The 14,807-nt window shown below is 41.7% G+C and carries 6 protein-coding genes; all 6 read left to right on the top strand.

The genetic code is table 11. The features are described 5' to 3' along the window. The first annotated feature begins 773 nt into the window (after positions 1-773). The 6 genes from V7K42_RS03705 (at position 774) to V7K42_RS03680 (ending at position 14,735) form a co-directional block, all read left to right on the top strand. On the top strand, positions 774-2,948 hold the full coding sequence (locus tag V7K42_RS03705) for a patatin-like phospholipase family protein (RefSeq protein WP_334913652.1): 2,175 nt from the start codon (positions 774-776) through the stop codon (positions 2,946-2,948). 22 nt (positions 2,949-2,970) lie between these two features. Further along, positions 2,971-4,149, top strand: coding sequence for a 2-isopropylmalate synthase (locus tag V7K42_RS03700; RefSeq protein ID WP_334913650.1), 1,179 nt, complete (start codon positions 2,971-2,973; stop codon positions 4,147-4,149). Beyond that, positions 4,133-5,215, top strand: a complete 1,083-nt coding sequence (locus tag V7K42_RS03695) for an isocitrate/isopropylmalate dehydrogenase family protein (RefSeq protein WP_334913648.1) — start codon at positions 4,133-4,135, stop codon at positions 5,213-5,215. Before V7K42_RS03700 ends, V7K42_RS03695 begins: the two co-directional genes overlap by 17 nt. Next, complete coding sequence (locus V7K42_RS03690; protein WP_334913646.1) at positions 5,212-6,921, top strand: aconitase/3-isopropylmalate dehydratase large subunit family protein; 1,710 nt, start codon at positions 5,212-5,214, stop codon at positions 6,919-6,921. Before V7K42_RS03695 ends, V7K42_RS03690 begins: the two co-directional genes overlap by 4 nt. 173 nt (positions 6,922-7,094) lie before the next feature. After that, the gene (locus V7K42_RS03685; protein WP_334913644.1) at positions 7,095-7,487 is read left to right on the top strand and encodes a hypothetical protein; all 393 of its coding nucleotides are present in this window, start codon (positions 7,095-7,097) and stop codon (positions 7,485-7,487) included. 621 nt (positions 7,488-8,108) lie between these two features. Beyond that, positions 8,109-14,735, top strand: coding sequence for an amino acid adenylation domain-containing protein (locus tag V7K42_RS03680; RefSeq protein WP_334913643.1), 6,627 nt, complete (start codon positions 8,109-8,111; stop codon positions 14,733-14,735). Positions 14,736-14,807: the final 72 nt, after the last annotated feature.

Here is a 14,807-nt window from a genome sequence, read left to right as displayed (position 1 = left end):
GGATCTCACTTTTTCGCGTTGCTCCCTATCTGTGGTACAGGTAAAGCGCAATCCTAAACTCCGACAACGTGGGTATATTTTCTATCCAGTAATAATTAATCGAAGCCTGAAACGAGCTATTTTGCGGAATACTAATCCAGTTCTCGTTTGGCGATCGCACCGTAACTATAGACTCTTGTCTGTGCAAGTACATTGGCTTGTATAATTGCGAATTGACACATGATACTTCATACCTTAGCCAGAAGAGAACGCTGCATTAAACCATCAACTGTCTACATTTAAATTCAAATAGCGCTGCTGTAAAGGTTTGGAGTTTCGCACCGAGAACCAGTTTAACCTCCAGTCATAATAAGAATGACCGAACTTAGCTGCAAAAAGTTACAGATGCTAATTATTATTTATTAACTGTTTTAAATATTTTAATTACCCACTTAACTGTCTTAACTGTCTTAACTTATAACTATCTTACCGTCTTAACTGTCTTAACTGTCTTAACTGTCTTAACTGTCTTAACTGTCTAATTAATTATTGACTTACCTGCTATTGCATTTTTTTGATAAATCTGAGACTATTTGTAAGGCTACCTTATATCTCTTAAGTAAAAAAACTAATTAATTTCGTTTCTAAAATTTTAAAAAATGAAAATTATTAGTTCAGAAATTTAAAAAGCTTTGCAATATTAAGCAGCCAAAATAAATAGTTAAATTTAAGAATTATCGAATTTTCAGTATTTCAAAGATTAAATTTAATTTGTTTGTGGAGACTAAAACATTATGGCAAATGATGTATATAGCCAATCAGTGATTACATTCGATGGCAAAGATGATTACATAGATTTTGGTAAAAATGATTTTGGTGGTGTTTTTGCTGAGGGAAGTTCAGCTTTTACGATTTCGGGATGGGTAAATCCTCATCAGCTAACGAATAAAGCTACTACTTATGGGACACGGAATGTTTTTTTCGCGCGTTCTTCAGACAGATATAGTGATAATTTTGAGTTCGGTATTAGTGAATTAGGAAATCTAGATATATACATTGATGAGAAGATTGACAATGTTATCAAAACCTTTGGAAATGGAGAATTAACTCTTGGACAATGGCACTTCTTTGGCATTGTTTTTAACAAAGGTCAATTGAGCGTCTATCTTGATGAGCATGAGTATTTTGGCTATCTTACAGGTGATTCTTTAAATAAGGCAACTAGTTCTGTAACTCTGGGCGCGACTTTACACAATCACATATATTTCACAGGTCAATTAGCTAACATTAGCGTCTGGAATTATCCCTGTCCCCCAGTGGAAATCCAGACGCATCGCTATCAGCCTTTAGTTGGGAATGAACCGGGATTAGTAGCTTATTGGAGATTAAATGAAAGACAAGGCCCGACTGTACAAGACCAGACAGTAAATGCCCATAATGGAACTTTGCGTGGCAATCCTCGCTGGGATTTAGTAGAAATCCCATTGGGAACTCCACAATTATCTAATAGTGAAACAACTAGTAATTTAGAAACAACAACCCAGTCGGTTACAGAGGTTGCTTCTGTTGAAGAAGTAGCAAGTCTGCCAGTTACAGAAATTGTTTCTGTTGAAGAAGTAACAAGCCAGTCAGTTGCAGAGATTGTTTCTGTCGAAGCAATTGCTAATTCGGTATCCGTTGAGCTTCCTTCTGTGGAAGTTATAGCAGTATCTCCGGTAGAAGAAAAAAAAGCGAAAAAAGGTACAAAGAAACAAAGCGAAAAATCTACCAACATTTCATCTCCTATAGTCCCCGCAATAGCACAAAAAAAAGCCGAAAAAGACCAAATCGGGGAAAGCGAAGTTGCAGTCAATATTCAACAGCAACAACCCCAAACATCAACTCAGGAGCGATCGCAAAAAACTATGAATACTAAAGCCAATCCCAAATACAAAATACTTGCCATTGATGGAGGCGGTATTCGGGGCATTATCCCCACAATGCTCTTAGCAGAAATTGAAAAGCGGACACAAAAGCCGATTTTTAGTTTGTTCGATTTAATCTCTGGCACTTCTAGCGGCGGAATTCTGGCACTCGGATTAACTAAACCAAAATTAAATTTAGACGTACCTGATAGCCCACCCACCGCCCAATATAGTGCTGCGGATCTCCTGCAAATATATATTGAGTATGGGGCTGAAATATTTTACGAGCCATTCTGGGAAAAAGTACTCGGTGATCTAGAGGATATATTCGTTCAACCAAAATATTCTTCTGAAGGAAGAGAAGAAATTATTAGGCAATATTTTGGTGATACTCCTTTAGAAAATAATCTCAAAGAAGTTTTTGTAACTAGCTACGATATCGAGCAGCGAATTCCGATATTTTTTACTAACAAACTAGAAAAACAACAGACAGAATCGAAAAAATTTCGCAAGTTATGTGCAGGTTTTTCGCTCACAGATGCGGCATTGGCAACTAGTGCAACTCCAACTTATTTCGCTCCCTATCGCGTTTCTAGTTCCCATAATACCAACGGCTTCTATACTTTAGTTGATGGCGGAGTAGTCGCTAATAATCCAGCTAATTTGGCTATTTTAGAAGCGCAAATTAGTAGACAAGAAAACAAACAAGTCCTGAATATAGAAGATATCTTATTAGTATCCTTGGGTACTGGTTCTCTAACGAGTGTCTACCCTTATGATGAAGTGAAAAAATGGGGACTATTACAATGGGCAAAACCACTACTAAATATTGTGCTTGACGGTGGAAGTGAAGTAGTAGCTGGAGAATTAGAAAGGTTGTTTGAGTCTAGCAAGAAAGCTAGTAAAGCTTCTTATTATCGATTCCAAACATTCTTAAAAAGCGAACTAGAAGCAATAGATAATGCCAAGCTAGAAAATGTGCGGCAGTTACAAGTTTTAGGCGACATACTGATTCGAGAAAAAAATCAAGAAATTGATGAGTTGTGTGCCCTTTTATCAGAATAAGTCTTAATGTGAGTATTTAACAATGGAAACCCTTCCTATCAAGATTTATGATGACACACTGCGAGATGGAGAACAACAAGCAGGTATTTTCTTCTCTTACCCAAATAAACAAAAACTCGCCCATTTAATTGCCAAAACGGGAGTTAATGGAATCGACACTATGCCCTGTGTCTGCGAACCAGAAGCTGAACTGGTTAAAACATTAGTCTCGGAGGGGTTGGATAGTCAGATTTTGGCGGCTACTTTAATGAACAAGCAGTTTATCGATTTAGCCAAGGACTGTGGAGTTAAGCGGATTATTCTTTTCCATGCCGTTTCCGATCGACTACTGTTTTTACGAGATCCTCAAATCCGTCTGGTGAAAGAGTTTAAAGGGAAAACCATTGATGACGATATCCCTGCTCATGTCATCGATCGAATTCGCCAAAATGCTATCGATTTAATTGTCGAAAATTTGCATTATGCAACTGCGATCGCTGGACTGAGAGTAGACTTCGCCGCAGAAGATGCCTCTAGAGCCGATTTTGACTTTTTAGTGCAATGTATCCGCTCATGCAGTCCTTATATCGAAAACTTCATTCTCTGTGATACGGTGGGGATTCTCAGTCCAGAAAAGAGCTATATCTGGGTTAGCGACCTGCTTCAATCCACCACAGGGGTAGCTTTTGGGGTACACTACCACAATGATATGGGCATGGCTCTCGAAAATACCCTCCAATCTCTCATGGCTGGAGCGACTTTAGTATCGGGTACGTTTTGCGGGATTGGGGAACGTGCGGGAAATATTCCTATTGAGCAAGTATTGAATGGGTTACGAGTCCGCTTTGGAATTGAAGTCAAGGGCATTAACTATGAAGCGATCGCTCCTGTGACTGATTACATTGAGCAATTAGGAGTTCGTCCAGCCCCCCCTTACTCTCAAACTTCTCAATGGCATGAAACGGGTACTCATGTCAACTGTTTGTTTTCAGACCCCAACAGCTTTGCAGTTTTTCCTCATGGCAACATAGAAGTTGTATTTGGCAAATGGAGTGGAATTAGTAATTTCCAATATCTGTTTGAAAAGAAAATGCAAAATCCTCAACCCAGAACGCAATACGAGAAAATGCGCTCAGTAATTAAATCCCTTGCTATTGAGCAAGAACGCTATTTTACAGCCAACGAAGTATTGGAGTTATGGGAAAATGGGGTTTTTAAGTAATTACAACTATCGGATTGTCGCTATTCCTGGGGAAGGGATTGGGCCAGAGGTTGTGGAAGCTTCCTTAAAAATTCTCCAGCATGTCGCTCAAATTGAAAGATTTACCTTGCAGGTAGACTATGGCTGGCTTGGTGCAACTGCCTTTGAGCAATTTGGTAGTTACTTCCCTGAAGCCACCGCCCAACTATGCGATGGAGCCGATGGAATTGTATTTGGTGCCGTTAGCCAAGGGGGATTACTAGAACTACGAAAGCACTTCGACTTTTTTTGCAATCTTCGCCCCATCCGTAGCGTTGAAAGTCTCCTGCATAAATCTAGTCTCCGACCAGAAAAAGTTCAAGGACTCGATATCCTGATCGTCCGAGAACTAGTCAGTGGCATTTATTTTGGCCCATCTGAACGATCTTCAGACGAGCGGGGAACCTACGGATATCACACGATGCGCTATTACGATGAAGAAATTCGTCGGATCGCTCGGAAAGCACTACAGCAAGCCCAAAACCGCCGAGGATTACTCACCGTAGCCCATAAAGAAAATGCCTTGCCCCATTTACCCTGGACTCGGCTAGTGCAAGAAGAAGCCAGACAGTTTCCTGGTGTTGTTATTGAGCCAATGTTGGTAGATAACTTAGCCATGCAAATGGTTTTAAATCCGCAACAGTTTGATGTGATTTTGGCAGGAAATCTCTTTGGAGATATTCTCAGCGATATTGGCGGTGCATTAGTTGGTTCCATCGGCTTATTAGGATCGGCCAGTCTGAACGCTGAGGGGTTTGGTCTATACGAAGCCATTCACGGTACAGCCCCAAATATTGCAGGTTTAGGAATTGCTAATCCCCTGGGAACTCTTGGAGCCTGTGTTTTAATGCTTCAGCAATGGGGCGAAGTGCAAGCTGCCCAACGAATTATTCAAGCACAAGACCGAATTTTAGCTAAAGGATATCGCACAGCAGATTTGTCTCCTCAAGGAGAAGAAATTTTAGTCAACACTGAAACCTTAGTTGAACTTTTAATAGAAGAACTTTCAATTGGGCAATATTCGGAATTAGGAGCTATCTATGCATGAGTAACGCCAATAACATTTTGCATCTGGGAGATGATATTAATACTGATGATATTATTCCTGCCAATCGTGCCACAACAGATGACCCTGAATATTTAAAACAGTATGCTTTAGAACACCTGATTGGCGAAGGTGAACTACTAAAATATGATGGGATTGAAGCCGGAGAAAACTTTGGCTGTGGTTCTAGTCGAGAAGTTGCCCCCATTGCTCTCCAAGCTGCGGGAATTAAGAAAATTCGGGCGCGATCGTTTGCAGAGATTTTTTATCGCAATAGTATCAATATTGGACTTTCCCTAGAAATTTTTGGGGAAAAAGAGGAAAATCCAGTAGTTGATGCGATCGCAACAGCCGGTGGGCTAATGGCTTTTAATCAAATGCGTCGTCATGGTCAGATTACCATTCCTCGCAGCCTGACATCCACCCGACCCATGACTTTAGTAGAAAAACTCTTAGCGAAAGCCTCCGGTAATTCCTACGTCAAGCCGGGAGAGGTGGTTTTTGCCCAAATCGATTTAGCTTTATCTCATGATGCTGTAGCTGGCCCTGTAGCTAAAACATTTTATAAACACTTTGGAGAAGGAGCAAAGTTATGGGACTCCCAACGGGTGGTTTTAGTAGCAGATCACTTTATCCAAGTTAACGACATTCGTGCAGATAACAAAGCCCATCTGATGTACGAACAGATGGTTAAGTTTGCTCAAGACCAAGGATGTCACTTATTTGATATAGTTTCTCCAGGCGAAGCAGCAGGTATTTGCCACGTTTTACTCCCAGAAAAAGGATTTGTCCGGCCGGGAATGGTGATTGCTGGTACAGATTCCCATACCTGCACCTACGGGGCATTAGGGGCTTTCTCTACGGGTGTAGGTACGACAGATATGGCGAATATTTATGCCACAGGAGATATGTGGATTCGCGTTCCCCAAACCCTCGTATTTGAGTTGTCTGGAACCTTACCTTCTAAAATCAGTGCCAAAGATATTATTCTATTTATCTTGGGACAAATCGGCTGTGCTGGCGCTACCAGTAAGGTGATGGAATTTAGAGGTTCAATCCTTGCCCAACTACCATTTGATGAACGGTTGACTCTCGCTAATATGGCAGTTGAGTGTGGGGCAATATGTGGTTTAATCGTTCCTGATGAGGTGACACGTGAATATGTAAAAAACCGTAGTTCCCAAGAATTTGAAGAGATTACTGGGGATGCTGATGCTGAGTACGAAAGGATTTATCAATTTGACCTTAGTAACTTAGAACCACAAGTTGCACGTCCCCCGAAACCCGATCGGGTAGTGGGTATTAGTCAGTTAGAGGATATTCCCATTACCAAAGCCTTTATTGGCTCTTGTACTGGTGGAAAACTCTATGATTTGGCTCAGGCTGCGGAAGTTTTGAACGGTCGCCATCTGGCGGACGGCGTAAACTTGTTTATCGTACCTGCAACGATGGAAATTCGAGAACAAGCCCAAGAGTTAGGCTATCTCGATATTTTTGAACAAGCAGGGGCGCAGATTCTCAAAACAGGTTGTGGGGCTTGTATCAATTCTGGATTGGGAGTTTTAGCGAAAGAAGAAACAGGCATTTATGCAACCAATCGCAATTTTAAAGGACGCAGTGGCGATCCAACGGGCAAAAATTATTTAGCCTCACCTAGAACAGTGGCTATATCTGCTGTTAATGGAAAAATTAGCGATCGCCTCAATTAAAAACTGAACTTTGAGATTGGGGTAAATTCAAAAAATATTAACCCAATGCGATCGCGAATGACTCTTATCTAGTTTAGTCTAGATTCTAAGATAGGTTTCTTTATTTACAAAGACTCTATCTTTTACCCTTAGTCATCTATTAACCAACATTATAAGGATTTTAGGTAATTACAATGGACGAAATTGTTAAAAAGTTGGCTGGTCTGGGTCTTCCTGGTGTAATTCTCGTGGTTTTGACAGTCGCATCAGGAGGCAGTTCTGCGGCTATTGCAGCTGCCATCACAGCCTTGGGAGGGCCATTTGGCATCGTCGGAGGTATAGGATTGCTTGGTCTAATAACCGTTCTAGGAGATACTGTAGCGGGATATGGAATTGAAGCTATTCTTAAGGCCATTTATGCAGAACGGAGCAAAACCGAATCAGTGAGATATCTCCTCAAAGAAATTAAAGATTTACCCATTTCAGAGGAGCTAAAACTGAAATTGAAAAATGAACTTAGCCCAGAAGTGATTATTGATACCGAAGAGTTTAATCAACCAAAAACAGTTGAAATTGTGGATGAATAATTTCACTAAGTAGGTAGACGTAATTAAATATAAGATCAAACCTCACCCTCAATCCCTCTTTGATACTTTGCCCGCATTTCTCACAAGCTTGAAGGGAAGGATAGGCAGAGGGGAAAGAACTTGGTATTTGAACTCTCCCCTGCTCCTCTGCTCCTCTGCTCCTCTGCTCCTCTGCTCCTCTGCTCAAGCATAGGCTTAATCGAGATGTGGTGAGAAATCCAGATTTGGAGAGGGAAGCTAGAGGCAGGGTGAGGTTTGATATTTAATTTGACCCACTTACACTTACTTATTGCATTCAGTTAAATCCTGATAGAATGCCACTAAGTTAAAGGATTATTTCCTTTTGGTGACAGGATTTAGTAAGCACTAAATTGCTGTCAATTAAAGAAGATGACCTCTAAATTCGGTTCGGTTAATATTTCTTCCAAACTTCCTAAAAAAAGGATTATTTAAACCTGTTTTACCTCATTTTCAAGGGTTTATTGCAGGGAAGAGTATCTTAATCTAACTCTATTTGATCATTTTTGAGTACAATTTCAACGAATTAAACCCTATAAGGACATAACTTCAAATCATCTAAATAGACTATTAGGGTAATATCACAATTTATATACTAAGTTTATGGAAGAAATTATCATCAAATCTACTCAGTCTATTAATAATTCTGATTTAACTGAGCAAGAATTACACAAAATATTAGTTGAATGGAATGATACTAGAATAGATTACCCCAAACATCTATGTATACATCAGTTATTTGAGGCAGAAGTAGAAAAAACTCCAGACAGTATCGCTGTTGTCTTCAAAGAGCAACAACTAACTTATCAAGAGTTGAACTACCAAGCCAATGAAATAGCACATTATCTACAAAGTTTGGGTGTAAAACCAGAGGTACTGGTAGGGATTTGCGTTGAGCGCTCCTTAGAAACCATCGTAGGAATGTTGGGTATCCTCAAAGCGGGTGGAGCTTATGTACCCCTAGATCCAACCTATCCCAAAGAGCGCCTATCGTTCATGCTCTCAGATTCGCAAGTCCAGGTGGTGTTAACTCAAGAAAAATTTGTTGAAGGGTTAACAGCAAGCGGGGCGAAGTTGGTTTGTCTGGATACAAGCAGAGAATTGATTAACCAACATAGCCAAGAAAATGTTAATAGCAATGTCACGTCTGATAACTTAGCTTATATTATCTACACCTCTGGTTCTACAGGAACACCGAAAGGAGTAGCTGTGCCGCATCGGGCTGTAAATCGGCTAGTATGCAACACTAACTACGTCAACTTTGTGCCTAGGAATCGTGTTGCTCAAGCTTCAAATACTTCATTTGACGCAGCTACATTTGAAATCTGGGGATCTCTCCTGCATGGGGCTAGGCTGGTAATAATTCCTCAAGATGTTGTGCTTTCGCCGCAGAACTTTGCAACATACATCCGCGAACAAGGGATTAGCGTATTATTCTTGACTACAGCCTTATTTAATCAGTTAGCTAGCTTTGCTCCCCAAGTATTTAAAAACCTACAATACTTATTATTTGGAGGCGAGGCTGTAGATCCAAAATCAGTGAAAGTAGTTTTGAGGAATGGAGCGCCACAGAGATTACTGCACGTTTACGGGCCGACTGAAAGCACAACATTTGCTTGTTGTTATTTAGTGCGAGATATTCCAGAAGGGACTAGAAATGTGCCCATTGGTCGCCCAATTTCCAATACACAAATTTATATACTAGATTCTAAACTTCAACCAGTTGCTGTTGGTACTCCTGGTGAATTGTATATTGGTGGCGACGGCTTGGCCCGAGGCTATTTGAATCGTCCAGAATTAACCGAGGAAAAATTTATCCCTAATCCGTTTGAGGAAGAAGGAAGCAGCAGGTTATACAAGACTGGCGATTTAGCCCGCTTCTTAGCAGATGGCAATATTGAGTTTATTGGGCGAATTGATAATCAAGTGAAGATTCGCGGCTTTCGTATTGAACTTGGAGAAATTGAGGCGCTTTTGAGTCAACATTCGGATGTACAACAGGCTATAGTAATTACCCGTGAAGACATCCCTGGCGATAAGCGCCTTGTTGCCTATATTGTTCCTAACCAAAAACTCGATCTGAGCGTCACTACCCTCAAAGGCTTTCTTCAAGAAAAACTGCCCCACTACATGATACCAGCAGTCTTTGTGATTCTCGATTCTTTGCCCCTTACTCCTAATGGTAAAGTCGATCGGCGAAATCTTCCAGGTTGCGATCGCACCCGCCCCGATCTCGAAGAAAGCTTTGTTGCACCTCGTAACCCAATTGAAGAAAAGTTAGCTGCAATTTGGGCTGAATTACTAGGACTCGATCTTATTGGAATCAATGATAATTTTTTCTACCTGGGTGGTCATTCGCTAATTGCAACTCAGATGCTTTCTCGCGTGCGCGAAGTTTTCCCAGTCGAGTTATCCTTTGGGCAAATCTTTGAAAACCCCACGATCGCAAGTTTAGCTCAACTGCTCACCCAAGGTAACAAAGAACAACAGAGGCAACGTCTAGCCATAGAACGAATTCCCCATCAAGGACTATTGCCAGTTTCCTTTGCTCAAGAGCGAGTGTACTTCATCCAGCAATTAGCGCCGGAAAATAGTGCTTACCAATTCCAGGCAAAGATACTATTTCGAGGGCAGCTTGATGTCACAGTCTTACACCAATGTCTCGATGAAATTGTGCAGCGTCATGAAATCTTCCGCACGACTTATCCGGCAATAAATGGTAGGCTATTTCAAGTTATTAACCCACACCAACCAATTAGTTTTAAAGTAATTGACCTCCAGGCATTCCCGGAATTTGAGCAAGAAGCCGAGGCTGAAAAGCTATGTGAGGCAGAAGTGCAGCAGCCCTTGGATATGAATCAACTACCCCTGGTGAGGTGGGTTTTATTGAAGTTGAGCGAACAAGAACATCAATTGATCCATATTGAGCATCACATGGCTCATGATGGTTGGTCATTCAATGTGTTTTTGGGTGAGTTGCTAGAACTCTATCCAGCCTTCTGTGCGGGTAAACCTTCCCCACTAACTGAACCATGCTTGCAATTTGCAGACTTTGCCCATTGGCAGCGTGAATGGGTGAATACCGCAGAAGCCCAAGCCCAATTAACCTATTGGCAACAAAAGTTATCAGGTAGTTCGCCTCTGTTGGAATTACCATACGATCGCCCGCGACCGATGGAGCAAACTTACAATGGCGATCAAGTCAGAATGGAACTTCCCAGCGATTTGTGCGAATCCCTGAGAGTTCTGAGTCGGCAAGCCGGTGCAACTTTATTTATGACGATGCTGGGAGCTTTTTTAGTTATCTTGCACAGATACACTAAGCAAGATGATATTAGCATCGGAACTGCTGTTGCCAATCGACGGATGCAGGAGATCGAAAAGTTAATTGGCATGATTGTCAATAACTTGGTGTTACGCACCGATTTGTCAGGGAATCCCACATTTCGGAAATTACTCGATCGAGTGCGTCAAGTGACACTCGAAGCCTACGCTAATGAGGACTTACCCTTTGATAAAGTGGTAGACGTTCTCAAGCCAGTACGCAACTTGAGTTACAATCCCCTGTTTCAAGTGATGTTCAGCTTCCATGATTCCGCTATGCCAGATTTGAGTCTCCCCGGTTTGGACATCAGCTTGTATGAACCGCTCAGTAATAAATCTGCAAAATTTGATCTAGATTTCCTCGTCATACCGCGTTTTGAACAAAGCGTGCAGAATGGTGCTAAAAGGGGAGCAAAAGGAATCACTCTAGTTTTAGAATACAATAGCGATCTTTTTGATGCTGCCACAATCCAACAAATGCTAGAGCAGTATCAAATATTACTAGAAGGAATTGTAGCAAATTCAGAGCAGCGAATTTCCGAATTACCATTACTAACGCAGACTCAGCAGCAATTATTGGTGGAATGGAATCAAACTCACCGGGAGTATTCCTCAACTAAATGTGTGCATGAGTTATTTGCGGCTCAGGTGGAGTTAACTCCCCATGCTGTGGCTATTCAGCAAGAAGGTCAAAAGTTAACTTACCGCGAATTGAGCGATCGCGCCAATCAATTAGCCCACTATCTCCAAAGTTTGGGAGTCAAAGCAGAAACGCTGGTTGGTATCTGCATTGATTGTTTCCTAGACAGGATTGTGGCCTTGCTTGCTATTCTCAAAGCCGGGGGTGCTTATGTTCCCCTCGATCCTGCCTATCCCAAAGAGCGATTAGCTGACATTCTTGAAGATACGCAATTAGGTATTTTGCTGACTCAAGAAAGATTTCAGGACAAATTAGCAGATTATCCTGGCAAAACAATCTGTTTAGATAGCGACTGGGGAATAATTGCTCAACAAAATACAAGCAATCCAATTTGTGACGTTAAACTTGACAACCTCGCCTATATTATTTATACCTCTGGTTCTACGGGAAAACCGAAAGGGGTAATGCTTGAACAGCGATCGCTAATAAATTTCGTTATCACCGCCACCGATAAATATGGAATTAATGCAGGCGATAATATTCTCCAATTTGCGTCAATTTGCTTTGATACATCCATTGAAGAAATCTTTCCTTGTCTTTTGGTCGGTGCAACATTAGTACTACGTACCGAACAGATACTGCACTCTAGCGATGAGTTTTGGCGATGTTGCCGAGAATGGCAGTTGACTGTTTTGGATCTTCCCACAGCGTACTGGCATCAATTAGTAGCAGAACTTACTCTTGAAGACTCCCGAATTCCTGAAAATCTCAGGGTTGTGATTATTGGGGGAGAAGAAGCTCAACTAGAAAAAGTGAAGCACTGGCACAGTAGTATTGCTCATTTTTATCAGCCACCGCAATTATTTAATAGTTACGGCCCAACGGAAGCAACGGTTGTAACCACTTTAGATTGCTTAACCCCAGCAGCCACCTCTGTTAGCATTGGACGACCCATTAGCAATGTTCAGGTTTATGTTTTAGATCAATATCTGCAACCAGTACCAATCGGAGTTCCTGGAGAACTGCACATTGGTGGAGCAGGTTTAGCTAGAGGATATTGGCAACGTCCTGAACTCACCGCAGAGAAATTTATCCAAAGTCCAAAATTGGATCGCCTCTACAAAACTGGGGATTTAGCACGATTTCGCGCAGATGGCAACCTAGAATATCTCGGTAGAGTTGACGATCAGGTAAAGATTCGCGGTTTCCGCATTGAGTTAGGAGAAATTGAGACAGTGTTACGCCAACATCCACAGGTGTTTCAGACTGTCGTGATTGCCCGTGAAGACATCCCTGGACAAAAGCGCCTTGTGGCTTATGTTGTTCCGCACGAACAGCAACCAAATACCGATGAACTGCGCGATTTCCTCAAGGAGAAACTGCCGAATTATATGGTTCCCTCGGCTTTCGTGCTGCTAGAGGCGCTACCGATGACATTCAACTGCAAAGTAGACTACCGCGCTTTACCAGCCCCCGATCTTTCTCGGAATGCAGAAGATAAAGATAACTTTGTTGCTCCTCAAACCCTGATAGAAGAGAGATTAGCGGCGATTTGGTCAGAAATCTTACGACTAGAGCAAGTTGGCATCCATGATAACTTCTTTGAACTGGGTGGAGATTCGATTCTCAGCATTCAGGTAATTTCTCATGCCCAGCAAGCGGGAATTCAAATTGCTCCCAGACAGCTATTTAAATACCAAACTATTGCTGAGTTAGCTGCTGTGGCGGGTATGACTCGCCAAGTTAAAGCTGAACAAGGATTAGTTACTGGCGAAGTGGCGCTGACACCCATCCAACATTGGTTTTTCGAGCAGAAATTGCCGGAACCTGATTACTTTAACCAGTCAGTGTTACTAGAAGTGTCACCAAACTTGCAACCAGGGTTATTACAGAAAGTTGTGCAACAATTGTTACTGCATCATGATGCTTTGCGATCGCGCTTTGCACGTCTCCCAAGCGGAGAATCGCGGTTTGTGCAAAAAATGAAAAACTGGCAGCAGTTTAACGCTGTTCCCCAGGAAATAGTGCCATTTAGCGTAATCAATTTGTCGCACCTCTCAGCAGAAGAACAGCAAACAGCAATGAAAGCTGCCGATGCTGAATTCCAAGCTAGTCTGAATTTATCTACTGGGGCGATCGCACAAGTAACACTATTTCAATTAGGCAACAATCGACCTGGTTGGTTACTATTTATCATCCATCATTTAGCGGTAGATGGTATTTCGTGGCGGATTTTGCTAGAAGATTTGGCTACAGCTTACCAACAAATTAGCCGTGGCGAAGCGATTAAATTACCAGCCAAGACAACTTCCTTTCAATATTGGAGCGATCGCTTGGTAGAATATGCCCAATCAGATGCGATCGCTACTGAGTTAGATTACTGGCTAAGTGAATCTAGTTTTCAAGTTACTCCACTACCAGAAGACTATCCTGCATCTGACGACAACACAATCGCTTCAGCCGCTTCTGTATCCCTTGCTTTAACTGAAGAACAAACCCGCGCCCTTTTGCAAGATGTCCCCTCTGTCTACAACACTCAAATTAATGATGTATTGCTAACAGCTTTAGTGCAAAGCTTTGCCCAATGGACAGGAGAAAATTCACTACTGGTTGACTTAGAAGGTCATGGAAGGGAAGATTTATTTGAAGATGTAGATTTGTCGCGTACTGTTGGCTGGTTTACCACTTTATTCCCGGTTCGGTTACAGCTAGAAGAAATTGAGCATCCTGGAGAGGCTTTAAAGTTAGTCAAAGAACAACTGCGGCGCATTCCCAACCGAGGTATTGGTTATGGAGTGTTGCGTTATTTGCGGCGGGATAATGTCAAATTACAAGCGCTACCTCAAGCGGAAAGTGCGGGCTTGGGTTCTACCCAAGAGGATCAACTTTCCAAGAAAGCGCAAGTTAGTTTTAACTACCTTGGGCAGTTTGATCGGGTGCTTGAAGCTTCCGAGGTGTTGGGTTTAGTTAAAGAAATGAAAGCGCAACAAAGTGCAATTGGTAAGCGCAGCCATCTATTAGGAATAAGCGGATTCATTCGCGGCGGTAAGCTAGAGATGACTTGGGCTTATAGCGATCGAGTTCATCACAAAGCTACGATTGAACGTTTGGCTTTTGGGTTTATTGAAGCATTAAAAAATATAATTACTCACTGTCAGTTGAAAGAGTCTCAAGGCTATACACCTTCAGACTTTGTAGCCGCTAAACTCAATCAGAAACAGCTTGATAAATTCTTGGCTAAAGTCAATAAAAATAAAACGAAGTAGTCATTTGTCATTTATCATTTGTGACTGATTATTTCTCCTTAATTCCCAATTCTCAGTTCCCAATTCCCAGTC

Origin of the sequence: Nostoc sp. (assembly GCF_036917455.1) — a bacterium.
Lineage (GTDB): Bacteria > Cyanobacteriota > Cyanobacteriia > Cyanobacteriales > Nostocaceae > Nostoc.
This window is presented reverse-complemented; position numbering and strand designations above follow the sequence as displayed.